Annotated in this window: 16 protein-coding genes and 1 pseudogene; 7 read left to right on the top strand and 10 right to left on the bottom strand. The window is 71.2% G+C overall.

Going from position 1 to position 24,526, the window contains the following annotated elements:
• Positions 1 to 79: 79 nt before the first annotated feature.
• The 4 genes and pseudogenes from OG521_01265 (at position 80) to OG521_01250 (ending at position 4,014) form a co-directional block, all read left to right on the top strand.
• Positions 80 to 202 (top strand): annotated as a pseudogene (locus OG521_01265) (LPXTG cell wall anchor domain-containing protein).
• Positions 203 to 501: 299 nt separating this feature from the next.
• Positions 502 to 2,406 (top strand): NAD(P)/FAD-dependent oxidoreductase, encoded by a 1,905-nt coding sequence (locus OG521_01260; GenBank protein ID WUW19481.1) that lies wholly within the window; start codon positions 502 to 504, stop codon positions 2,404 to 2,406.
• 178 nt (positions 2,407 to 2,584) lie between these two features.
• A complete protein-coding gene (locus tag OG521_01255) occupies positions 2,585 to 3,013 on the top strand; it encodes a hypothetical protein (protein ID WUW19480.1) in 429 nt (142 codons plus the stop codon).
• Positions 3,010 to 4,014 carry a hypothetical protein gene (locus tag OG521_01250; protein ID WUW19479.1) on the top strand — a complete coding sequence of 335 codons (1,005 nt, stop codon included), beginning with the start codon at positions 3,010 to 3,012 and terminating at the stop codon, positions 4,012 to 4,014. Before OG521_01255 ends, OG521_01250 begins: the two co-directional genes overlap by 4 nt.
• Positions 4,015 to 4,268: 254 nt before the next feature.
• Here the strand turns inward: OG521_01250 and OG521_01245 are convergent, their stop codons facing one another.
• Positions 4,269 to 4,835 carry a hypothetical protein gene (locus tag OG521_01245; protein WUW19478.1) on the bottom strand — a complete coding sequence of 189 codons (567 nt, stop codon included), beginning with the start codon at positions 4,833 to 4,835 and terminating at the stop codon, positions 4,269 to 4,271.
• A gap of 82 nt (positions 4,836 to 4,917) precedes the next feature.
• The gene (locus tag OG521_01240) at positions 4,918 to 5,502 is read right to left on the bottom strand and encodes a hypothetical protein (GenBank protein ID WUW19477.1); all 585 of its coding nucleotides are present in this window, start codon (positions 5,500 to 5,502) and stop codon (positions 4,918 to 4,920) included.
• 477 nt (positions 5,503 to 5,979) lie between these two features.
• Here OG521_01240 and OG521_01235 point away from each other — a divergent pair, with 477 nt between their 5' ends.
• Positions 5,980 to 8,304 (top strand): hypothetical protein, encoded by a 2,325-nt coding sequence (locus tag OG521_01235; GenBank protein ID WUW19476.1) that lies wholly within the window; start codon positions 5,980 to 5,982, stop codon positions 8,302 to 8,304.
• Positions 8,305 to 8,447: 143 nt separating this feature from the next.
• Here the strand turns inward: OG521_01235 and OG521_01230 are convergent, their stop codons facing one another.
• The 3 genes from OG521_01230 to OG521_01220 all read right to left on the bottom strand — a co-directional run bounded on the left by OG521_01230 (position 8,448) and on the right by OG521_01220 (position 13,173).
• A complete protein-coding gene (locus OG521_01230) occupies positions 8,448 to 10,163 on the bottom strand; it encodes a nickel transporter (protein WUW19475.1) in 1,716 nt (571 codons plus the stop codon).
• Positions 10,160 to 11,251, bottom strand: a complete 1,092-nt coding sequence (locus tag OG521_01225; protein WUW26540.1) for a tetratricopeptide repeat protein — start codon at positions 11,249 to 11,251, stop codon at positions 10,160 to 10,162. The genes OG521_01230 and OG521_01225 overlap by 4 nt, the downstream gene beginning before the upstream one ends.
• A gap of 359 nt (positions 11,252 to 11,610) precedes the next feature.
• The gene (locus OG521_01220; GenBank protein WUW19474.1) at positions 11,611 to 13,173 is read right to left on the bottom strand and encodes a DUF4331 domain-containing protein; all 1,563 of its coding nucleotides are present in this window, start codon (positions 13,171 to 13,173) and stop codon (positions 11,611 to 11,613) included.
• A gap of 937 nt (positions 13,174 to 14,110) precedes the next feature.
• Here OG521_01220 and OG521_01215 point away from each other — a divergent pair.
• A complete protein-coding gene (locus OG521_01215) occupies positions 14,111 to 14,581 on the top strand; it encodes a MarR family transcriptional regulator (GenBank protein WUW19473.1) in 471 nt (156 codons plus the stop codon).
• Positions 14,582 to 14,757: 176 nt separating this feature from the next.
• The gene (locus OG521_01210) at positions 14,758 to 17,430 is read left to right on the top strand and encodes an FUSC family protein (protein ID WUW19472.1); all 2,673 of its coding nucleotides are present in this window, start codon (positions 14,758 to 14,760) and stop codon (positions 17,428 to 17,430) included.
• Positions 17,431 to 17,531: 101 nt separating this feature from the next.
• Here OG521_01210 and OG521_01205 read toward each other — a convergent pair whose 3' ends face one another.
• From OG521_01205 to OG521_01185, 5 genes are all read right to left on the bottom strand, one after another.
• Positions 17,532 to 18,980 (bottom strand): amidase, encoded by a 1,449-nt coding sequence (locus OG521_01205; protein WUW19471.1) that lies wholly within the window; start codon positions 18,978 to 18,980, stop codon positions 17,532 to 17,534.
• Positions 18,977 to 20,686: an MFS transporter gene (locus OG521_01200; protein ID WUW19470.1), complete on the bottom strand. Its 1,710-nt coding sequence runs from the start codon at positions 20,684 to 20,686 to the stop codon at positions 18,977 to 18,979. The genes OG521_01205 and OG521_01200 overlap by 4 nt, the downstream gene beginning before the upstream one ends.
• Positions 20,687 to 21,055: 369 nt before the next feature.
• Positions 21,056 to 21,856, bottom strand: a complete 801-nt coding sequence (locus OG521_01195) for an SAM-dependent methyltransferase (protein WUW19469.1) — start codon at positions 21,854 to 21,856, stop codon at positions 21,056 to 21,058.
• Positions 21,857 to 22,105: 249 nt separating this feature from the next.
• Positions 22,106 to 23,329, bottom strand: a complete 1,224-nt coding sequence (locus OG521_01190) for an amidase family protein (GenBank protein ID WUW19468.1) — start codon at positions 23,327 to 23,329, stop codon at positions 22,106 to 22,108.
• The gene (locus OG521_01185) at positions 23,326 to 24,453 is read right to left on the bottom strand and encodes an acetamidase/formamidase family protein (protein WUW19467.1); all 1,128 of its coding nucleotides are present in this window, start codon (positions 24,451 to 24,453) and stop codon (positions 23,326 to 23,328) included. Before OG521_01185 ends, OG521_01190 begins: the two co-directional genes overlap by 4 nt.
• Positions 24,454 to 24,526: the final 73 nt, after the last annotated feature.

Raw genomic sequence — 24,526 nt, 5'->3', positions numbered from 1 at the left:
CGTCTCGGAGAAGGGCACCGACGCCGACGCGCCCACCGCGCCGGACGGCCACGCGGGGAAGGGCGGCGCCGACGCCCGGAACCTGGCGGAGACGGGCGGCAGTTCCACGACCCCGCTCATCGCCGGCACCGGAGCCGCGCTGGCCGCCGCGGGAGCCCTCTCCCTGTACGCACTGCGCCGCCGCGGACGCCGTAGCGCCTGATCAGGGGGCCGCGTCCCGGCCGAGGCCGGCCGGGACGCGGCCATGACGCCTGGTGGCGCCGCCGATCGAAGGCGTGGCTCCGGGGGACCGCAGCCGGTCCGAGGCCCCGGGCGCAGGACCGGCTTCACCGCATCGCGCCGACTGCTGATTTCGCAGCAACTTGGCCCACACGCAACGGATTTCGTTCTTCAGAAAACACCTGACAGCTGTATAGCATTCCGATCAGACGGTTCTGCTCCGAAATCCGAAGATCCATGTGGGGGTCTCGCATGCCCAGATTCAGTGATCACGAGCTCGGTATGAACAATCGGAAGGTCACCCGCCGTGACTTCCTCGACGGGGTGGCCGTCACCGCGGTCGGCGCGGCCGCGGCCATGGCGCTTCCCGGTACGGCGCAGGCGGTGCCCGGCACTTCGCACGGACACGGGCACGGCAGGCCGAGCGCGCCGTACCCGCCGACCGCGACCGGCCTGCGGGGCCAGCAGCCGGGTGCGTACGACGTGGCGCACGCCGTACGCGACGGCGCCTTCGCCCCCGGCCGTATATCGGATACCCGCGAGAGCTACGACCTGGTCGTGGTCGGCGGCGGCCTCAGCGGTCTGGCCGCCGCCCACCTCTACCGCAAGCACGCCGGTCCGCGAGCGCGGGTGCTCATCCTCGACGCCCTCGACGACTTCGGCGGACACGCCCGGCGCAACGAATTCCACGTCGGCCGTACGCAGTTGCTGTCCAACGGCGGCACCGTGAACATCGACACCCCGAGCACCTGGTCGCGTGGCGCCCGCGATCTGCTGACCAAGGATCTCGGCGTCGACCTGAAGGCACTGGAAGCCACGGTCAAGGGCGACGCCTACGCGCCGTACTCCCTGCGCAGCGGCACCCTGTTCAACTCCGAACGCTGGGGCAAGGACCAACTGGTCATCCGCGAATCGGGCGAGTCCTGGGCGTCGTACGCCACCAGACTGCCGATGAGCGAGGCAAGCCGAGCCGCACTGGTCCGCCTTTACACGACGACCGAGGACTTCTACCCCGGACTGACGGACGCGCAGAAGAAGGAGACCCTCGCCCGCACCCCGTACGAGGCCTACCTCCGCGAGAAGCTCGGCCTGGACGACGACGCGCTGGAGATCGTCAAGCGGGGCACCAACGGCCTGTGGGGTGTGAACGTCGACCACGTCGCCGCGGCCGACGCGTGGGCGACCGGACAGCCGGGCTTCGGCGGTCTGGGACTCGCACACACCCCGTGGCCGGGCGCCGGACTGACACCGCTGATGCACCTCGCGGAGACCGAGGACGACGGCAACTTCTACTTCCCCGAGGGCAACGCCTCGCTCGCCCGCCTGCTGGTCAGCAAGCTCGTCCCGCAGGCCTTCGACGAACGGCGCCCGGACTGGCGGGAGATCGTCACCGCGAAGGCGGACTACTCCCGCCTCGACGACCGGGACAACCACGTCCGCATCCGGCTGGGCAGCACGGCCTTCCACGTCCGCAACGACGGCAGGCACGCCGCCGTGGTCGACTACTCCAAGGGAGGCCGCAGCTACCGGGTCCGGACCAAGGGCGTGGTCATGGCCTGCTGGAACTCCGTCTCCTCGTACGTCGTGCCCGAGCTGCCGGCCGAACAGGTCACGGCGATGCGCTACGGCACGAAGGTGCCGCTGGTGTACGCGCGGGTCGCGCTCCGCGACTGGCGGGCCTTCGCCCGAGCCCGCGTGTCCCGGGTCAGCACACCCTCGATGTTCTTCTCGAGCTTCGGCCTGCCCACGGTTACCGACATCGGCGACTTCACCATGCCGCACCGCCCCGAACTGCCCACCGTCGTTTCCTTGTCGGCGACCCCGGGCTCGCCCGGCCTCATCTGCCGCGAGCAGCACAAGGCGGGCCGCCGCACCCTGATCAGGATGCCGTTCGAGGACTTCGAGCGCGAGATCCGTGACTCGATGACCCGCTCCCTGGGCGACCACGGCTTCGACCCGGCCCGCGACATCACCGCCATCACCGTCAACCGCTGGGCCCACGGGTACGCCTACGAGTACAACTCCCTCGACGATCCCGCCCTGTACCAGCCCGAGTCGCAGCGCCCGTACGCCAAGGCCCGTCGCCCGGTCGGGCGGATCGCCATCGCGAACTCCGACGCCGAGGCGTTCGGATACACCCACGCCGCGTTCGACGCGGCCATCCGTGCCGTGACGCACCTTCTCTGAGTCGGCTGCGAGGTGGGGTCCCGTGCCGCGCGGCCGTGCGGGACCCCACCTCTTTCCGTCGGTCCGAAGTCCGTCATGACCCTCATGACCACCGCTGACGGCAGTAGAGTTGACGGGATGTCATCGCCCTTGCGCGACCTGGTCCGCGTGGGTTGTGAAGCTGAGGAGCGGTGCGCTGATGGTTTCGGCAGGGGCAGCACGCGGGTGGGCCGTGGTGACGGCAGTGGTGACCGGAGCGGGGACGGTCGGTCTGGTCGTGCTCACTGTCGCAGGGGATCTGGACACGGCGGGCCAGGTGGCGAGTGTGACGGGCGCTGTCGTCGGTCTGGCCGCGCTGCTGGTCTCGGTCCTGGCGCTCTTCCGCGGTGCCGGCGGGGGTTCCGTCGGTGGCCGGAGGGTGCGAGCGGGGCGCGGCGGGATCGCCGTGGGCGGCGACATCACCGGCTCGGCGCTGGGAAAGAACTCCAAGGTGACCGGGCCTCCCACGCAGGCGCGCACCGCCTCGGCACCGGCGCGCGAGGGGGACGACGTCAGGGCGGCCCGGGACGGGATCGCAACCGGCGGTGACGTCACCGACAGCGCGTTGGGCGAGGGAAGCGAGCGGTGACTCCGCCGCTCCGGCCGCGACGCAGAAAGTCCGGGGTACCCCGGGACGAGCGGGAGCGGCCGGCACCGGGCGTGTCGGCCGGGGCGGGTGGTGTGGCCGCGGGCCGCGACATCAAGGGCTCGGCGCTCGGCGACAACAGCCGGGTCACATATGTCGAGAAGCAGTACGTGGTGCCCCCCGGCGCCTCGGTCCGGTGGGCGGGCGCGAGAGGCAGGGGAGCCCTTCTCGTCGGTATGTTCGCCAGCTTGTGCGTCGTCGCCCTGGTGGGAGTGCAGCAAGGCTGGCTGCCCCGGGCCGGCGGGGCCTCGGGGGCAGCCGCATCGGCCTCCACTGCCCCGCCCCACGCGGCCGTCTCCACGTCCCCGGAAGCGAAAATAGACAACTCGGGTGGCTGGGGTCCCGGCCGCAAGACGTTCACGATGCAGAAGCCCGCTTCGTATCCCGTGTTCAATTCCATTACCGACAACCGGGTGCACGGTGACGAACGGAACTTCGTCCAGTGCCGCGACAAGCAGGACGGGAACGAGCGCTACGCGGACCAGGTCATCGCCAACGACGGTCACCACTACCGCTGCTATTTCTTCTTCAACAACGACATCACTCCGGCATTCGACACCAGAGTGGTGGACGGGAAGGAGTACCCCAACCCCGCTGCCGCTCTGCAGGGCTCCAGGGCGCGCGTCCTGCTGCCGCCCGAGGCCCTGTACAACCCCGCCGTCAGAGGCCTGCTCTCCGCCGAGAACTCGATCACCGTGTGGGACAGCTGCAATTTCGTGGCGCCGCGACGCATCAGGTTCACCTACGTGCCGGGGTCGGCGCGGATGCATGTGAAGGGCGTCGCCAACGGCGGGGTCCCGCTCAAGGAGACGCAGGAGGCAGGCGTCATGAAGTCCGGCCTCACGGTGGCGCCCGGCGCGCTGCTCGGGGACAGACAGGACGGTTTCCTGTACCAGAACGGCGGATTCCTGATCTTCGAGATCAAGGTGGCGTACGCCTCCTGACGCACGGCGCGCCCGGCCGGCCGTGCCACGCGGGCGCACAGCCGGCCGGGCGCGCGGCCGTTCAGACCATGCGTCGGGTCTCCGCGGTCTGGAGGCCGAGGACGAACTCGGCGTGGCTCGGGGAGCGCGGAGGGCTGGACGAGGCGACGCACACGCTGGTGGGCGGGGAGCCGGAAGATGCGGAAGGTGTCCGCGGCCACCGGGTCCACGTGCCGCACCCTGTCGATGGCCGCTGTCAGCAGCGGCCAGAGGGCTCAGGAGACGACCAGGACGAGTCTCATCGTCGAGCCGAGCGTCAGCAGCAGGACCGGGCACAGGGCAACGACGGGGATGGTGCGCAGGAAGTCGGTGAGCAGCCGGGTGCTGCGGGTCAAGGACCGTGAGGTTCCGAGTGGGTACGGAGCTCTGCGGCAGCAGTCCCTCGCGTACGGCCAGTTCCCGCCGTTGCGCTGCGCGAGGCCGAGCCCTTCGCTGAGCAGCGCGATGGCCTGCACGGCGTGTCCCTCCTCGTGCAGCATCCTGCCCAGCTGCTGGTACGGGACGTGGGTCCAGGTGCTCTCACCGAGCTCCCGGAAACCGCGTACGGCCTCGGCCAGTGCGGTTCTGGCGAGCTGGACGCCCCGGTGAGCACGGGCATGGACCTCGCGAGCCCGTAGCCGGGCGGTGCCGTCCCCCGCGGCCGGCAGCGCGAGCACCTCGTCGAGCAGACAGATGCCCTCCCGCAGCCGGCCCCGCCCGAGCCATTGGCCGCGCAGGGCTGCAGCCAGGTCGAGGGCGCGCCCGTCGGCGGAGTCGATGAGGAACCGGAGTGCCGCCCGCACGTCCGGCAGTTCCTCCTCGACCCGGGCGGGGCCCAGATCTCCGCTGCCGTGCTTCTCGTGCCCGTCCAGAACCCGGGTTCGATCACGTCCTTCTGCACGGCCGGTGCCGCTGGTGGTACGACCAGGTCACCGCCGCCAGGAGCGGGCCCCACAGCAGGAGGGGCGCGTAGCAGGCGACGAACACGGCTTCACCGGCTGAGACGCCGGGGCCGGGATCGGGGCCGGGGGAGGTCAGCAGTCCGCCGAAGAAGAGGATCCACCACAGGACGGTGACCGTGAGGGCTCCCAGCGAAGCGGTGAGAACCGCGAGCCCGTGGTTGACCGGGCGCCCGCCGAGGAGCGGGATCCAGTGCGGCACCACTTCTCCCCAGGGGCGTACCAGGCCGAGCGTGAGGTACGAGGCCGTCTCGGCGACCGCACCGATCAGCAGTACGTAACCCAGGGCCAGCAGGGCGGAGTTGCCGGGGAAGGCCGCGAGGAACTCCTCGCGCTCCATCACCCCGACCGGCACCCCGACCACGAGCGCGACGCGCCACACCCCGGAGGGGACGGTCGACCAGGCCGCGACACGGGCGGCGCGGACCGCCCAGCGCGGGGGTGGCGGGACCGGCGGCCGGGCCGTCGGCGGTACGCGGGGTTCGGGCGGGGCGGAGTCCTTCGTCGTCATGACCCGAATCTCGCGCACCGCCCGGCCCGGCACGTCATGCCGCATGAGGATCCGCCTCCGCCGCACGGGGGAAGGCGGCGCACGCACCGGCTATCGATGCCGCAGCCAGTACACGGCCCACGTCACGGATGCGGAGCCCGCGGCTCCGGCAGCACCGATTGCCACCTGGAGAAGGAGGCGGCGCCAGAGCGGCGTCCGGAGCTTTTCGCTCGTGGTGTCGACGGTGTGGGTCATGGGTGGAAGTCCTCCTGCGTCCGCCAGGCCCGCCGTGGGCAGGTGCTCCTGGTCCTCTTGCCTGTCTCCACCCATGGTTACCGGCGTACGCGCCGCATCGGAGCCCTCTGGTGCTGCCGTGCGCAGACGGCACCGGTGGGGCTCGTTGCTGCCGTTGACCGGCAACAACCGGCGGCGTTGCCAACTGAGTTGGCAATGCCGGACGAGCCATTCCGGTGCGGCTCCCGGCGGATACTGGTGGGCATGTCTGACATCGCCTTTGGGATCATCGACGCCAGCCCCGGCGGCCCTTTACGGCCGGAACGTCCGGTGGCGTTCAAGGAGGACCTGCCCGCGGAGAAGAGGGCTTTGGCCGAGGACCTCCAGGCGCTGTTCGGGGCCCTGGGCATCAGCCGGCGGCGGTACGCCGTGCGCCGTCATCTCGACCCCAGCTCGGTGACGCGCTATCTCAACGGTGACCGGGTCCCTCCGTGGGACTTCGTGGCGGGCCTGATCAGCGATGTCCGGCAGGAATCGGCGCCTCTGACCCTTCAGGCCGAGGCCGCGCTGCGCGAGACGCACCGGGTGGCGCAGTCGGCGAACCGCCGGCACAGCGCCATGCAGGAGCTGCAGGACGAACTGGCGAGCGCGGACGAGGAGACCCGCCGGATCAAGACACGCGAACGGGCCCTGGAGCAGGCCCTCCACGATCGCGAGCGGAGCCTGTCCGAGTCGACGAGCCGGTCCCAGCACCTCGAACGGGACCTCGACAACCAGCAGTTGGCTCATCGGGCGGACGTGGCCCTGTGGGAGGGGGAGTACGAGCAGCTGCGGAGGGACTGCGACGACCTCCGCGAGGAGATGGTGCACTTGCAGGAAGCCCTCGCCGTCACGAGGGCCGAGCTGATCGCCGCAGAGGAACAGTGTCATCAGCTGGAGACCGAACTCGACGCGATGGCGCAGCTGGAGGGCGGCGCCGAGGGGGCGTCGTCGCTGATGGCCGCGCTGGAGGCGGCGAACCAGACCTCTTCCGTGGCCGAACTGGTCGAAGTGGTGGGCGACCTGGAGGCGCGCACGCAGCAGGCGATAGCGCGCGAGCTGGTCTCGGCGGCCAGCCGTTCGCGCCGGGTGGAGGAGGTGGCGGCGCTGTTGTCGGGGTTGCAGCGGGCCGGTCTGCACGCCCATGCGGAGAGTGTCGTGCCGGCCTTGGTGATGACGCGGCCCGTGGCCGAGACCGCGGCGCTCGTCGGTGAACTGCACCGGGCGGGCTTCGAGGAAGGGGTGGCGGCGGTACTCCGCTCCTCGGTCGAGCTGAAGTCCCCGTGCGACATCGTCGGCCTGTCGCTGGGACTGCACAGGAGTGGGTTGGGTGAACTCGCCGAAAGCCTTCTGACCGCCGCCTTCGTCGTGCGGACGGTGTCCGAGGTCGTGGCGGTCACCGTGTGGGCGGCCGGGACCGAGGTCGAGCCCCTGAGCCTGGCGGCGCTGGGACCGGCCGCGGGCCGGCGCTATGTGCAGGAGGTGGTGGAACTGGTCATCGCGCTGCGCGCTGCGGGCCGGCACAAGCACGCAGAGTCGCTGCCGGTCGCGGTCGCGGAACGGCGCGAGGCCAGTAGCGTCGTCACCGCCATGGAGTGCTTCACGTCCAGAGGCATGACCGGGGAGGCCGATCTCATACTCTCCGCGACACAGAGCCGCGGGGTTTCCCACGTCCTTGCCCTGGTACGTGCCCTGGTGCAGGGGAGGCACAGCCATGACGCGGCTTCGGTCGTGGATCGTGCGGTGGGGCTCTGGCCGGCGGACTCTGTCGCCACCATGATCGCCGATCTGTACAGCACGAATCACTTCCCGCAGGCCGCACAGGCGTTGATGGGGTCGATGCGCCACTCCGCCGCCTCCACGCGATCCCTCCTGTGCTGTCTGGACGAGGCCTACCCCGGCGCGGAGGCCGTGGTGGAGATGGTGGCCGCAACAGGCAGCCCGGAAAGGGCCGCTCATCTGTTCACAAGCCTTGAGACGCGTGAACTGCCCCAGCTGGCCGAGGTGGTGTTCCAGCACACGCTTCGGGAGAAGCCCACCGGCCATGCCGGAATGTTTCTGCAGGCTCTCGACCACTCCGACGCTGCGGTCGTGCAGGAAGACCAACTGCGCGCCCGGGCTCGTGCGGCTCAGGGGCCGAGCATGGCACCGCTCCTCCTCGCCCTGACCGCGGCCTGGCGGGACTCCGCCGTCACCGCCGTAGTGCGAGGCTGTACGGGCAAACGCGACATCGGCGAACTCGTGCTCCTGCTGCGTCAGTTGCACAACCTTGACAACCGCACACGGCCACGCGCTCCGGACGTGGTCGATCAGATCATCGCGTCCGTGGTGCAGAGCTGGCCCACGGACCAGCAGGCGGTACTGGTGATCGCGCTCGCGGGTGCGGGCCTGCCGCAGGATGCTGACCGGCTCTCCTGCCGGGCCGCAAGGCAGCCCAAGTTCAAGGGCGTTCTGAAGTACGAGCAGACCAAGCACGAGCAGAAGGTGCTCTCCCTCGCGTTCTGGAGGAAAGGCTCGCGTGGCAGGAACGACGAGCAGAGTGCTCCGTAAGCGCGGTCTGCATGCGTACGACCGGCCCTGCGCACAGGTTGTCTGCCGCACTCGTTCTCCGGACGGGGCGGATCCGGGAGCGCATCATGACACTCGCCCTGTCGCGCCCCGCCGGATCACGCTCGGCCGACCCCACCGGACCTTTACCAGGGACCGGCGACCGCCCGCAGGGTCAGCAGCACACCGACGAGGAGTACGAGACCGGCGGACGCGGCCGGTACGACTGCCGAGAGGCGGGCGGCCGGGGCACGCAGGCGGGCGAACTTGTCCGCCCGCGCCTCGATCCTGTCGCGCAGTCGGACCAGCAGCAGGCCGGCGAGGGTGAGCGTGGCGGCCATGCCGAGGCCGTACCCGACCACGAGCAGCACGCCGAAGGCCGTACGCCCGAGGGCGACCGCACCGAGCAGGACGACCAGGGCCGAGGGGCTGGGGACGAGGCCCCCCGCGATCCCCATGCCGATGAGGCCGGTGCGGGACGTCCTGGCTCCGTGCACGGGGCCGGTCCGGGCGGACGGCGGAGTGTGGGAGTGGGTATGCGTGTTTCTCTTGGCCGGGGCGAGCACCGTGCCGCCCTCCTCGGCCGAGGTCGCTCCGGGCTGACGCCGTTCCGGCAGGAGCCGCGTCGCGGAGGGCGGGTCGGACCGAGGCGTCGCCTGCGTCCCGTGATCGTGGTGGTGGTCCGCCTGATGGGAAGCGGACGGGGAGGAGACACCGTGCTCGTGAGCATCCCCGTGGTGGTGGCCGTGATGGTGATGGCCGTGACTGTGGCCGTGGCCGTGCGCGTGGTGGTGGTGGCCCGCGCCTTTGGTCAGGGCGGTGCGCAGCAGCCACAAGCCGATGCAGGTGACCATCAGCCCGCTGATCAGACCGAGCCAGGTCAGGACGGTCTCCCCGGCCAGCGAGGTGGCGACCGGCAGGGCCAGCCCGAGCGCCAGCACCCCTGCGGTGTGGGTGAAGGTGACCGTGACGCCGACGGTGACGGCATCCCGTGGAGTGCCCCGGCGGCCCGCCAGGTAGGCGGCCATGATCGTTTTTCCGTGGCCGGGAAGCGCCGCGTGCGAGGCGCCCAGCACCAATGAGAGAAGGAGCGCCAGGAGCCCTGCGGGGACGGTCAGTTCGCGTTGGCCCACCAGCGAGTCGAAGGCCGCGGACACCTTGCCGAGCGCCGCAGTGAGCGGGCCCGCACCGGGCAGCACCGTGCGGGTGGCAGCGGCGGAGCGGCCGTCCCCCGGTTCGGTGTGGAGCCGGGCCGACCGCTGGTTCAGGGGTGTGGCCAGCGGGTCCTTCGGGTAGTGGCGGAGTTCGTCGGTGGGCGAGGTGGCCGGCAGCGGTGACCGGGTGAGCGTGACGCCCTGTCCGCGCGCCGTCATCTCCTGCCAGCCGATGCGCCGTTCGTCGTAGCCCGTACGCACGCCGATGTCCGCTGGGGCGGCCAGACCGGCCGGAGCGGTCAGGGTGCAGTTCATCCGGCTGGTCTGCAGACCGCCCTCGCCCTGGTGATAGGTGAGGCTGCTGCTCCCGGTCCTCCAGCGCACCGGTGTTCCGGCGATGTCCAGGTGCAGCTGACGGGCGAGCACGGCGCAGCCCTGCGCGGCGAAGGAGCCCTTCTCCGCCGGATCGAGGACGCCGTTGTGGTCGCGGTCTACGCCCGGCCGTTCCTGTGCGGTGGCGATCTCCGCGCGGTCCACGACGATCACCGCGTCCACGGCGTCCTGCCGGAAGGTCAGCCCGGTGTGGTGATTCACCGTGAAGTTGCCCAGGGGGTGCGCGTGGGCGGTGGTGGCCAGGCCCGTCAGGACAGCCGTCAGCGATCCGGTGAGGGTCAGCGCGGCGAGGACGTGAAGGCATGTTCGGTTCATCGGGCGGCTTCGATTCTGCTGAGCGCGGCGCGCGCCCTGGGGGCGTCCACCGGATGGAAGTGAGGGTCGGTGTCCAGGGCGCGCCCGAGGTCCGTGCGGGCGGCACCGGTCCGGCCCAGGGCCTCGTTGATCAGCGCCCGGTGATAGTGGAACGGTGCGCTGACCGTGCCCTGGGCGAGAGCGAGGTCGGCCTGCGCGATGGCCTCGGTGTCACGGCCGGCCCTGTGCAGGGCCCAGGCCATCGCGTCGTGGACAGCGATGAACGGCCGCAGGCGCAGCGCCGCACGCCCCATCGTGACCGCCGTGCCGGGGTCCCCGTGGTCGGCCTCGAAGAGGATCCCGTCGACGTCGGCAACGCCGCCGGTGGCTTCGCGCAGCTTCTCCTGAGCCCTGAGTACGTCGTACTGCTGCTCGGCCCTCTCCGGGTGCCCGAGGGATGTCTGGAGATCTCCCAGGCCCAGGAGGTACTGGGGCAGGGGAGCGGCGGCGATGGCGGCGGTGAAGTCGGTGACGGCCTGCTCGTGGTGGCCGAGCGCGGTGTGGGCGCGGGCGCGCGCCTCCAGCAGGGCGGCGTCCCCGGGCAGCGCGGTGAGACCGGAACCGGCGAGGCCCAGCGCGGTGCGGGGGTGGCCCGACTCCAGGGCGAGCGTGGCGAGATGGGTCAGTGCGAAGGCCTTCTCCGCCGGAGTACCGGCGGCCTGGAGCGACCTGTTCATCAGGTCGCGCGCCCTTTTCGTGTCGCCCCTGAGTTCCCAGCTGTAGGAGGCGCGTGCCAGGGCGCTGCTGTCGGGTCTGAGATCGGTCATGCGCTGGACCGCCGCGTAGGAGTCCTCGTAGCGGCCGAGCTGGGTGAGCGCGTCGGCCAGGACACCCTGGGCGGGTGCGCTGTACGGGTTGGACGCGGTGGCCCGGCGTGCCCAGGTCAGGGCCTGGGCGAAGCGGTGGCGGGCGGCTTCGAGGGCGCCCATCCCGGTCTCCGCGGCGAAGTTGTCGGCCGGTTGGAGCGCCAGGGACTTGCGCAGCGCGGTCTCGGCCCGGGCGTAGGTGGCCGCGTCGGCGGTGCTCCGTGCTTGTTGTACGTAGGCCATGCCGAGGGAGGACCAGCCCGCGGGGTCGGCGGGCAGCTGGCGTACCCGGGCCCGGAGGGCCTCCGTTGGGTCGGCGCTACGAGGGCCGGCCGCCGCGGACGACGCCGCCGGCGTCTGCTGCTGCGGAGCCAGGCCCAGCGCTCCGACCGAGAACAGGACGGCCCCCAGGGCGAGGGTGATGGCCGTGTTGCGCAGTCGTCTGCCGCCGCGGGCCGGAGCAGTGGGGGCATGGTCGGTCGGGCCTGGCACTGGTACTCCCTGTGATGTGTGACGGGCAGGGGGCGGAAGCGGTGTCCGGACCGGTGGGTCCGGTCCGGACACCGCCGTCACCCGGGATCACCCCTGGACGGGGCGGCCGGTCAGCTGGTGGCGCGGCGCCGTCGCAGGCGCAGTCCGCCGAGGCCGAGCAGGGCGACACCCGCGGTGCCGAGGGCCGCGGCGTGCGACGGGTTCATCGCCGACTGCCGGGTACCGGACGGTCCGCTGTTGACGCTCTTGGAGTGGGGGAGCGCCAGGTACGGGAAGCGTGCGCCGAAGGGCACCTCATTGGCGTCGACCTTGTCGCCGGCGGCGAGTGCGGGGACGAGCTTGCCGGTCTGGGCAGCGCCCTCCACCGCCTGGAGGGAGATGTCGATGACGTCGTCCGCCAGCCGGCGCCCGTTCGGGAAGCCGGCCAGGTCTCCGGCGAGCACCCCGAGGCGCTTGGGCTGCGCGGTGGGCGGAACGGCCATGTTCAGGCGCAGCTCCTCGGCCGGGACGATCTTCTTGAGCGAGGCGTCCTTGTTCAGCCGGTGTGCGTTCAGATCGGCCTTGACCGGTCCGCAGGCCTTGCAGATGCCGGTGAGGTAGATCTCCGCCAGGTCCTTGCGGGGTGCCTTGGGCGCCGGTACCCCGTACACCTTCTGGATGAGCTTGGGCAGGATCGGGTCCAGCACCTTGTCCACGACGGGCTGGACGGTACGGTCCTGGCTGGGGTTGAGGGTGTTGAAGGCGTCCTTGTACTTCAGCGGTACGACGACCTCGTTGACCAGCGGGTTCCCGAGACGGGAGATCTGCTTCCACCCGGTCCGGGCGCTTCCGCTGCGGGAGTCCGTGACCTGGGCGCCGCGGCGTTCGGTGGTGGACCAGATGCCGACGACGGGGTTGCGGGTGGCGTTGCCCCGCAGTGCCAGGTCCTTCTTGGGGATCTGGAGCGCCACCGAGTTGACGTTGTACCCGGCGAGGGTGTCCTGCCCGCGTTCGCTGAGGTCCCCGCCGTAGAGCAGGTCGAAGACGCGCAGGTCGGCGAAGAACGGGTCCTCCGCCTGTCCGGCGAACGCCTTGCCGCCGCGCGGCACGTTGCGTACCGCCTGAGAGCGCAGGGTGGCGTAGTTCGGCATGGACGCCTTGCCGACGTTCGACGGCGCGACCGGGGCTCCGCGCAGGATCGTGGAGGTGCCTCGGGAGGTGGTCACCGTCAGGTCGTAGACCTGGCGGATGTTGAGGTCCGGGTCGTTGAGCGAGGTGACCGGGCCCGTGTTGTAGAGGAACTGGCCGCCCGCGTCCCGGGTCAGGGTGCGAAAGCGCCAGCTGTACGTGACGTCGGCGTTGCCGTCACCGGTGTTGTCGATCTTGATGTTGTACCGGGCGTCGTCCGCGAACTGGTAGAAGTTCGGACCGCCGTTGGGCTCCTCGAAGGGAATCCAGTTGGCGGCGAGCGTCACCGTGTCCGAGCGGTCGGGGCTGGTGAAGGCGTACACGTCGGTGTTGTCCGCCCGGGGGTCACCGGCGATCAGCGGGGCCTCGCGGTGGCTCGACGCCGCGCTGATTCCGGGTGCGAGCGAGAGAACGCCGAGACCTGTGGCCAGCGCACCGGCACCGAGGACGAGGAGGGAGTGGTCGAGGACGCGCCGGCTGCGCGGCCTCGGAGTGGGGGAGGTCAAGACTGAGCCTCTCGACAGAGGGATCACCGCGCACCGCCTGTGTGGGTCACACGTGCCGGTCCGGGGTATCCGTGGGGTGGATCGAACGGATCCGACGATCACGCGCAAAGGACATGAAGATCCGGGCGTATGCCCAGGGGGCGGGGCCCCGCTGATCGTCGGGGCGACAGCGAACCACATTTCTCCGGAAATGAACTCACGCCAGTGTCAAGAAATTCATCGACAGAACGTTCCATTCCTCAATAGCCGCAGATGAACGCAGGAATGGGCGCCGTCGAGCGGACGGAAAGTCGCTGAATCACGCCACTCCGTCAGTAGGCCAAAAGTGGGACCCGATCCTTATTGCAAGCTATTCGCAGTAGTGGTGTAGTGCCTCTCGGAGGGCTTCTCCTGTCGGATCGAAGTGCACGACAGCCGTCAACTCGGCGGGCAGGCAAGGGGATCGGCCCGGCGTGGTCGATCGACCGCCAGTCCTTTGATCACTTGAATGGCACACGAGCAGGCCTGAATCTGCGACGGGTTCGATCCGGGAGCAATCCGCGACCGGCGCTGCTACGAATCACTCATGGATGTGCCCCTGCGAGGGGCTTTGTGGCGACTGCGGAGAGGAAATAAACCGAAAGGGCGCGAGATCAATAGCGCCGCCAGGCAATCGGCTATTCGGCATTCCCGGAAGTCGGTGGCGGAATTTCGCGATCCCTCCCATGGGGAAACTGAACCCCATTGGTATCTCCGTCGGTGTCTCGCCTGCGGTGAACGTCACCGGGCGGTCGGGGCTGTGAGCTCCCGGGCCGGGGGCGGTGATCGAGTGGTGATGGTGAGCGCCGTCTCACGGGTGTCTGGGGGCCTGTCGGGTGGACGGGATACGCCGGGACAGGCCGGGCATTTTGCCCGCACATGGTTCCGGGTCCTCTCTTGACATATATATAATTGCCATATGCATCAATCGTCATCCCCGTCAGGGCTCACCGACGAGCAGCGCATCGAGGCCGCTGCCCGGGGCCTCCTCAGAGGCATCGGACGACTGGCGCAGACACTCTTCCGCACGGGCGAATTCGGACTCACCCGCAGCCAGGCGGCCGTACTCGACGCGCTGGAGGACCGCCCCCGGCGGGTGACCGCACTCGCGGCGTACACGGGTATGGCGCAGCCGCGCGTGACCGTGGTCCTGCAGAGCCTCGAAGAACGCGGGCTGGCCTCGCGCGAACGCTGCGCACCCGACCGGCGTGTCGTGGGGGCGACCCTGACGCCGGCCGGCCGGACCCTGCTCGAAGAAGGGCGCCGACGGATGGCCGCGGCGCTCCTGAGGGGCCTCGACGCCGGCGTCGAGGACTCCGAGCGCGCGGTGGGCGACGCCCGCGACGCCCTCACCACCCTGCTGAACGCGATGGAATCGGAGACCAGTTGACCAGCCCAGGAGCCGCGCCGTCGGGCACGGCGTCGGCCCGAGCAGCGTCCGCACCACCCACCGGCACCACCCCCGCACCCGGGCCTGCCGCGCCATGCACCCCCGTATCCGGGGCCGGTGTTCCCCGCGCCCGCGCACCACGCCGGGTGGGCGGACCCCGAAGGCGCTGGGACTGGGTGCTCGCGGCGGATCCCGGCCTCGGCCAGCTGCAGGCGGGATGGCGCACGTTCGTCGCGATGGTGACCGCCCTCGCGGTCGGCTACGGCATGGCGCGCGCCCTCGACATCCCGGCCATGATCGGCATGATGGTCGGCGGGATGATGGGGCTGATGAGCGCCTTCGCCGTCGCCGAGAACACCTGGCAGCGGCTCACCCACGCCATCCTGTGGATGCCGTTCCCCTACGCCGCCGTCCTGTGGCTGGCCGCGGAGCTGCACGACGACCGCCGCCTGGAGATCGGCCTGATGGTCGGCGCGCTCGCCCTGACGTTCTTCCTGGCCCGATTCGGCCAGCTGTCCCTGCTGACGGGGATGATGCTGTTCAACGGCCTGATGGTCGGCATGATGGCGAACATCCCCGCGGGGATGTCGGGCAAGGCGTTCCTCGTCGCCCTTACGTCCGCCGCCGCGGTGCTCGCGACCCGGCTGCTCCTCTGCTACCCGATGCCGCGCGAGGACCTGCTGCGCACCCAGCGCGCGTTCGTCGTGGAAGCCCGCCGGGTGGCGGACGCGGCCGTCGAGGCACTGGACCCCGATGCCGACCAGGAACGGGCGGTACGCCGTATGGCGCGCGCACTGCGCCGGCTCAACGTCACCACCGTCACCATCGACGGACGCCTCGCCCAGCCGGAGGTCGCGGCCGATCCCGACATGGCCGAACTGCTCCACCGCCACCTCTTCGACGCGGAGCTCGCCCTGCGGGGGATAGGCCGGGCCGTCCAGGACCTGACGCGGCTCGATGTGCCTCCGGACCTGCGCGAGGCACTGGTCGTCGGACTCGTCGTCGCGCGGGACACCCCTCTCGGCAGCGCCCAGGGACTGCGCCCCGCAGCCGAGATCATCCGGCAGCAGGCCGACGCTGTGCCCCACCTTCCCCATGCCGCGCCCAGCCCTCCCGATGCCGTGCAGCAGCAGACCGATACGGGCACCGGGCAGGCGGAGAGCGTCGAACCGGCCTGTCGCGTGGCCCACCTCCTCGACTCGCTGGCCGGCTCGCTGTCCCACTGGCTCGCACTGGGCCGGAACTCTCCCGAGTCACCGGACGAGGTCCCCTTCCAGTCCACCGTCGCCCTGGAGCGCAACCGTCCCGCCGGATCGGCCGCGGCGACGAAGCGCGTGCTCGCGGCAGGGACGGAGACGAGCTGGCGACGCGCCGTCCCCTTCGTACGCGCACCGCTCCACGCGGGGGTGGCCGCCGCCATCGTCTGCCCGATCACCGACGCCATCGACCCGCACCGTTTCTACTGGGGGCTGGTCGGCGTCATGATCACCCTCTTCGGTACGAACACGACCCATGAGCGGCTGCGCAAGTTCGGCCACCGCATGGCCGGCACCGTGGTCGGCGCGGTGATCGGCATCGCCCTGCTCCACCTGGTGGGTCACGGTCACGTCTACGTGATGCTCACGGTCATCGTGGCGGGGATCACGCTCGGCGCCTGGGGAATGCAGCGCGCCTACGCCTTCTGGGTCGTCGGCCTCGTCGTCGCACTCGTGCAGTTGTACGGGCTGACGACGCCTGACGCGGGCATGGACCACCTGCTCGGCGAGCGGCTGCTGGACAACGGTCTCGGCATACTGGTCGCGACCGTGTGCGCCGCACTGATCTTCCCGCTGTCCGGCCGGAGGATCACGCGGGAGGCGGAGCGCGGCTACGTGTCCGCCGTCGACGACCTCGTCTCGCAGTTGGCCGTGCGCTGGGAGGACCCCGATGCCCCCGTCCGGCTGCGCGGAGCCGCTCGCGCGGTCGACTCCGCCCTCTTCCAGGTCGTGAGCCTGGTCCGGCCACTGGTCAGGATGCCCCTCGGTGTGCGGGAACGGGACGCGGACAACCGCACCGCCCTGCTCACCACGGCCACCGGTCACGCCCGCGCCCTCGCGGCTGCCGCCGACATCGACATCGACCTGGCGCCCCGGCAGGCCGAACGGTTCACACGCATCACGACCACACTGACCGGTTCGCTGCGGGCCCTGGACCGCGCCCTGGCCACCGGCGAACCGGATGAGCCCTGGCAGGCAGTGACCCCGCTGATACGGGAACTGAAGGCGGACCTGGACCCGGCACCACCGGGGCCCCGCGCCGGCCGCATCCGTACGGCCCTGCGGGAACTGGCCGCGCTCGACGAATCCCTCGCCGGGTACGCGGAGCGCTGCGGACTCACCGTGCGCAGCACTCCGCGGCAGGACGTCGTGAGTTCGCCGATGGAACGGCGCACGCAGGCACTCGTGGCGGAGTGGGGAATCCGACGGACGCCCCACGACGCCGCGACCTCCGGGCGCTCCGCCGGCGTCTCGACAACTGCCGCTCCCGGAACGGCGACGGCCGCACCCCAGTCCGTTCCGCCCACTCCTCCAGCCGTCTCGGCCACGCCTTCCGGTGGAGTCACCGTCGCGGGAACCGTCCGGTGCGACCGGCACCCGGCCGGCTGCGCGGGATGGATCACGGTGATCGACGCGCGCGGGAAACGGGTCGCGGCAGGGTCCGTGCAGTCGGGCCGGTACCGCGTCGCCGGGCTGCGGCCGGGTCCGCACACACTCGTCGTGTCGGCTTCCGCCCACGCCCCGCATGCGGAGCTGCTGTCCGTGCCAAATGCGGGCGGGACGGGACGCATCGGCCACGACATGCGGCTGTAGCGGGGGCGCTCGGACGAAGTGCGGGGCAGCTCCGCAGGTGCCAGGTGTGCACTTCGTCCGCGGTGCTTCGCCCCGTCCATCGCCCCGGCCTCCGCCTCCGGTCAGCGCGCGCCGGCGTCAGGCTCGGCGAGCAGGTCCGCGTACCGGTCCCGCCAGGGATTCGCCTCCTCTATCTGGGCGCTCAGCGCGATCAGCGTCGCCTCGTCGGCAGGGCGTCCCACGAGCTGGACCCCGACCGGAATCCGGCCCCCCTCCGTCCAGTACAGCGGAAGGCTGACGGCAGGCTGGCCCGTCATGTTGTACGGGCTGGTGAACGCGCTGAACGCGCTCTGCCGGTACAGGTTGACCAGCGGGTCGCCCGACTCGTCGAAGTACTCGACGCTCCGCGGGAGCGTCGCAAGGGTAGGGGTGAGCACGACGTCGTACGCCTGTGTCGAACGGATCGCGCGTCGCGCGGCACCGTGCATCGCCGTGACGGCCGCGGCGAACTGCTCGCCCGACACTCCGCGCCCGTACTCCCTCCAGGCCCGGGTCACCGGCCGGAGCAGGCTCTCCCGCCCGGCCTCCAGCGAGCGCCCGAGCGACTGCACACCCCATGCGGTCACGAAGTGCCCGGAGATCTCGGGGCCGAACGGGGTGGGTATGTCCTCCACGACGTGGCCCAGGCTCTCCAGCAGGTGAGAGGCGTGTTCCCAGGCGGCCAGGCAGGCAGGGTCGACGGTGATGCCGTCGGCGGCCGGTGCCGCGTACCGGCCGATGCGCAGCCGTCCGGGAGTCCGGTCGGTATGGCCGAGGAACGACTCGCCGGCCGGCAGCGGCGGCGCCCAGTGCGGGTCGCCCGGCTCGGGCCCGGCCAGGACGTCGAGCAGGGCCGCCGCGTCACGCACGGACCGGGCCAGCGGACCCTGCACCGCGAGGCCCGTGACCTCGGCGCCTGACGGTCCCGAACTGACGCGGCCCCGCGAGGGCTTGATGCCGACGAGCCCGCAGACGCTCGCCGGGATCCGGATGGAGCCACCGCCGTCACTTGCATGGGCGACGGGGACCAGGCCGAGCGCCACGGCCACCGCGGCTCCGCCGCTCGACCCTCCTGCGGAGAGAGACGGGTCCCAGGGATTGCGGGCCGGGCCCACGAGATCGTTGTCCGTGTAGCAACAGCAGCCGAATTCGGGTGTGTTGGTCTTGCCCAGGCTGATGGTGCCGGCCGCACGCATCCGGGTCACCGTGTGGGCGTCGGTAGCAGGGACGTGACCGGCGAAGGCCTTCGACCCGTACGTGGTCGCAACCCCGGCCGTGTCGACGAGGTCCTTGACGGCGGTCGGCACACCGAACAGTGGCGAGCGGTGTGCGGGCTGCCGCTCCGGGAGAGCCGCTGCTTCGGCGAGTGCGGCCTCGGGAGTCCGCGTCAGAAAGGCGCCGAAACGTCCGTCGTACCGCTCCACGCGGGCGAGGTGATGGCGTACGAGATCCAGTGGGCCGGCCTCGCCCTTCCGCACGGCGGCGGCCTGTTCGAGCGCGGTGAGTTCGTGCAGCCGGGTCTGTTCGGTCATGCGGTGCGTCCTTCCTCGGAGTCGGGCCTCATCTCGGCGAACTGCCGGGCCACGGCCTCCTCGTGCAACTGGAGGTCACGCCGGGCGTCACGCGGCCGCCATCGGCCGGACATGACGAAGACGAACGGCAGGAACAGCACCTGCCCGCCCAGACACACCCACCACCAGGTCTGCCACTTGCCCGGGTTGTCGGCACTGGCCCGCTGTACCTCGGGCCCGTGCTCGCGCAGGAGCTTCAGCTGCGGCGCAGCTTTCCGCACCGTGCGCAGCTGCTCGGCACCGACCTCCTTCTCCGCGCGGGAGAGCAGGGAGGCGGGCACCTTGTCCGGTGCGTACGCGTCGAGTTCGGCGAAGATCTCGGGGTGGGCCCTGGTCACCGCCAGTGCGGGCGCGGCCTGGACCGAAGCCTGTTCAACGGCCGGCCCGTACTCGATGAGAGGGGTCACGGTGTTCACCACGAGCGGTACGAAGGCCGCGGACAGGGCCACGGTGATGCGGACCGTCCAGCCCCAGACGGCGAGGCCCATCGCGGTGGCGGCCGGGTTGTGCCGCTCCACCGTCTCGGTGAACCCCGCCATCCACGGGGAGTAGGCGATGCCGCTGGTCACACCGATGCCGGCCACGATCAGGGCGAACGTGTAGTACCCGGTGTGGGGTTCGGTGGCGCGCAGGGTGAACCACAGAGTGAAGCCGATGGAGCCGAGACCGCCCAGCAGCATGAACGGCTTGCGCACCCGCAGCCGGTCGGAGACGACTCCCGCCACGACGAGGGTGATCGCGTTCGCCCCCCAGTACCAGTTCAGTAGGGCGTTCGCGCGCTGCGCCGAGTAGCCGAAGGTGGTCGCGAAGTACAGCACGAAGTTGCCGACGGCGGCGTAGTACAGGAGCAGGTACAGGCTGATCGCGACAGCCGACCCGACGACGTCCGGACGCAGCATCTGACGCCACTGGGGGCGCAGCGCGGAGTCCGTGTCCATGCCCTTGGCGCGGGCCTCGACCAGCGCACGGTCCCGCAGACTCACCATGATCTGATCACGCAGCGCCGGGGCGAGCTCGCGCAGCCCGAACAGGGCGACGACGAACAGCACCAGACCGCTGATGCCCGCGAAGCGGATCTCGTCCTGCCAAGTGGTGCCGCCGCCGTAGGTGCGTGAGGTGACGGCGGTGACGACGAGGCTGCCGATGATCGGGCCCATCGTCCAGTAGCCCATGGCGGAGGCACGGCCCAGCTGGGGTGAGAAGTCCCGGATCAGCGCGGGTGTGGCCACCAGGATCATGCCCTCGACGAACGCGATCGCGGCGTAGACGAGCAGGTAGCTCACCTTTCCGGGCGCGTTGGGCAGAGCGAACGTGGTGAGCAGGCCGACCGCGAGAAGCCCGTAGACCACGATGTTGGCCCGGCCCCAGCGGTCGGCGAGACCGGCCACCAGCGAGGAGAACGCTCCCACCGCGTTGGCGGCCACCGAGATGTACACGAAGTACAGGAACGTCATGTGGTACTGGCTGATGACGGCGGTCGACACCGCGTACTGGATGTACAGCTGGTAGTAGAGGACGATCGTGACGAGGACGACGACCACCAAGTACCAGTGCCGTGCGCCTGGTTCGGGGTACCGGTCGAGTCGTCGCGCCCCGAGTCCGCGCAGTGCCGATGGCGCCCTCTTGGCCGTGCGCGGCTCCGTCGCCGCCGGTGGCGAAATCGACACCTTGCCTCCCAGTGCTGGTCAACGGCACGCCGCAGTGCGTGCTCGCCGCCGCGAGGCTAGTACCGACCAGTCGGTACGGAGAAGGGGGTGTGCGGAACTTTCTGCCTGGAAGGGATCAGGAGGCGGGGGAGCCCCGGGGCTCGCAGGGTCCGGCATTCAGGCAGGGGCAGGATGGCCCGAGGGCGGCCCCATGCCGGCTCGGCAGACGCCCGGAACGGTGCCGCGTCGCCGCGTCCGGACGCCCTGCACTGCTTCACGGCACCGCGCCGGGAGCTGTGCGAGGGCGTCCGCCGACCGGCTGCCGCGGGCGCGACTGCGATGGCCGACCGTCAGCCCGGCCACGTGGTCGATCGGTACGACAGGTGGTGGCTAGCGCTTGGCGGCCACGAATCCCCACTGGTCGACCGGTTCGCCGGCGACAGGCTCTTCGGGGCGCCACAGGCTGATCGAGCCGAAGCCCGGCTCCACGAGTTCGAGTCCGTCCGCGAAGGTCGCCATGATCTCCTTGGGACGCGAGATGTACGGCATGGCACCGCCACTGGCGTACTCCTCGGAACCGGCCTCGGTCTCCGGGGTCCCGATGGTGTCGCACAGCATCAGATAGCTGCCCACGGGCAGTACGTCCAAGTAGCTGCGCAGCAGCGCCGCGGCGTCGCCCGAGTCCGCGACGTGTCCCAGCGTCGACAGCACCATCACGGCCACCGGCTTGTCGAGGTCCAGCGTCCGGGCTGCCTCGCGCAACACCGACTTCGCGTCCGTCAGGTCCGCGTGCACGTAGTCCGTCGCCCCTTCGGGCCGGCTGGTCAGCAGGGCACGCGCGTGGGCGAGGACGATCGGGTCGTTGTCCACGTACACGATCCGTGCCGCCGGCTCGACCTCCTGGGCGACCTCGTGCGTCGCGTTCGCGGTCGGCAGACCGGTGCCGAGATCCAGGAACTGGCGCACCCCGGCCTCACCGGCAAGAAAGCGCACCGCCCGCGCCTGGAACGCCCGCGAGGCGCGCGCTATCTCGATGATCTGCGGGTACAGCTCCTCCATCGTCGCCCCGAGCCGGCGGTCCACCTCGTAGTTGTCCTTGCCGCCCAGCCAGTAGTTCCACACCCGTGCCGAATGCGGCGTGCCCGTGTCGATTCCGTCCCCCGGCGTCCGGATGCCCTGCTCGTCAGTCATCGGCCCTCTTCATGTCGCACATCGATCGCGCGGACGACCCCCGTACCGCGCCCGCCCATGCTTCCTCACCAACATCATCCGCACCAGTCCACCAGGGGAGCAACTCCCTTGTGGAGGACAAAGGGAGAGAGAGGGGGGAGGGGCGGGCGACGGGGTTGGTGCGGAACGTCGAGCGGCTGGAGAGGTCTTCGCCCCGGCCGATGCCGTACGTCAGCGAAGCCGCTTCCCGGTCGAACGTCTTCGGGAACGTCATCCCCCGCCCGAAGCAGCCTCCGCGAATGCTCCTGCCACCAGGAGCTGTTCGTCTCCGCCCGGTGCGGACAGCAGGCAGATTCCGACCGGCAGGCCGCCCGCGCGAGGACCGGGAACGGTGAGGGCCGGAAGGCCGCCCAGACCTGCCAGGCAGGTCAGGCCGAGCAGCGCCTCGCGCACTCCGGTGCCCGGCTCGCCGTACGCCGGGGCGGGCGTCGGTGTGGCGGGGATCGCCAGTACGGCGCCCGCCAGGTGCTCGCCGAGCCAGCGGGCGACGGCCGCCGCGCAGGCCCGGGCGCTCTCCTCGCGGTCGCGTCCCACCCGGCCCGCCATCCGCAGCCGTGCGGCGACGTTCGGGCCGAACTCCGGGCGGGCCCGTGTGATCCACCGGCCGTGAGCGCGCCACACCTCCGCGGCCTGGACCGTGGTGAAGGCGTCCCTGGCCGCGGCGTGCGGGACCGGCGCCCGGTCGTCGAACAGGGAGGTCCGGTCGGGCTCGACACCCAGTCCGGCGGCCAGCCGGGCGAGAGCCGGTGACAGTGCGGCGCGTACGTCCGGAGCCGCCAGGGACCACAGGTCGGCCGGGGCGAGCAGCCGGCGGGTCGTGAGGTCGCCGGACTCGGTGCCTGCCAGGAGGGCCGCCGCGGCGTCGCGCATCAGGGGGAGGGTGCGGGTGAGGAGGCCCGGGGTGTCGAAGGAGGGGGCGAGCGGGCTGATCCCGGTGAGGTCGGCGCGTGGGTGCGTGGGGCGCAGCCCGTACAGGCCGCAGTAGGAGGCCGGCACCCGGATGGAGCCGGCGGTGTCGGTACCCAGCCCGACGTCGGCGAGCCGCCCGGCGACCGCGGCCGCCGTACCGCTGGACGAGCCGCCCGTCAGACGGCCGGGCGCAGCGGGGTTGGCGGGTGCGCCGTAGTGGGCGTTGGTGCCGCCCAGACTGTAGGCGAGCTCGTCGGTGTGGGCCTTGCCCGCGGTCACTCCTCCCGCGTCCAGCACGCGGGACACACACGAGGCATGACGCGAAGCCGTCGCGGCTTCGGCGAGCAGCAGGGGGTGCCCGTTGCCGGTGGGAGCGCCGGCGAGGTCGATCACGTCCTTGACTGCTACCCGCGCACCGGCCAGGCCCGCGGCGGCGACGGGTTCCGGCAGTGCGGGCGACGGCAGCCAGGGGACGTACGGCCCGATGACGGGCAGCGGGCTCGGAGCGGACGTTCCCCCGGTCACCGGAGCAGGCCCGGCGCGGTGGGTCCGTCGATCAGAAGTGGACCGAGATCCGCCTTGGGAAGGCACACATGGACCCCCTTCACACCGTCCACTACCTGCGATATACGCAGATCGACCGCTGCGCTCAGATAGGCCAGCGCCACCGAGCCGGGCAGGCCGCAGCGTTCGGCGAGATAGGTGAGCGCCGAACGGGTGGCCTTGCGGACGGCCTCGTCGAGGTCCTCGTCGAGACCGGTCACGAGATAGTGCCCGGCCGTCTCCGCGTACGGGCCGGCGAGCCCTGCCGCGAGCCGCCGGGCCCGGCTGTCGGAGTGCAGGGTCAGCCGCAGGGTGGCCCGCAGGGGAGCCTCGAACGCGGTGAGGGCGACCTCACCGTCGCCCTGGGCGAAGTGCGGGTCACCCGCGTAGAACATGGCCTCCGGCACCTGCACCGGGAGGAACAGCCGCGCGCCTTCGCCCAGGAGCCGGATGTCGAGGTTTCCGCCGTGGGCTCCCGGCGGGACCGAGTGCACCGGCGCCTCTGTGGCGGGCGCGACACCCATGATGCCGAGGAAGGGAGCGAGCGGGAACCCGATGTCCCGCCCGTCGCCGACCGGCAGTCGGCCGCGACCGTCGTCGTCGACATGGGCGACCAGGGACACCGGGGGGACGGGCTGCCCGTCCGGGTGGCCCGGAGCCGGCGCCGGGTACTCCCCGGGCAGGGCGCCGCGCCCGTGCCGGTTGCTGATCACGCCGTACGCCGTCCTGCGCCGCAGGCGCACGACCTCGACCTCCAGCACGTCGCCCGGCAGCGCACCGCGCACCGCGATCGGCCCGGTGACGACATGGGGACCCTGCGCACCGGGGTCGAACAGTACGTCGGACGAGGCCAGTTCGATCGCGTCGTGCAACACGTCCCGCTCCGCGATCCCGGCCTCCGCGAAGAACTTCACCGGGTCGCGCCCCTGGTCCGGCAGGATGCCCTCGTGGCTCGTCGTGTCGAGGCACACCGTGGTGCCGGAGTCCACGGTGAGGGCGGGGCGGCCTGCCGCGTTGGGGAGCAGACCCCAGGTCGTCGTCCCGTGGTCCGCGGCCAGGTAGACCGAACCGTCGATGGTGCCGGTGTGAGGCTGAAGTACGCTCATGGCGTTGACCTTTGCATACACCCGTTACAAGCCGGTTAACCCATGCGGCCCGGCGAAACCCGGAGGGCGGAGC

Source organism: Streptomyces sp. NBC_01463, assembly GCA_036227345.1.
Lineage (GTDB): Bacteria > Actinomycetota > Actinomycetes > Streptomycetales > Streptomycetaceae > Streptomyces.
This window is presented reverse-complemented; position numbering and strand designations above follow the sequence as displayed.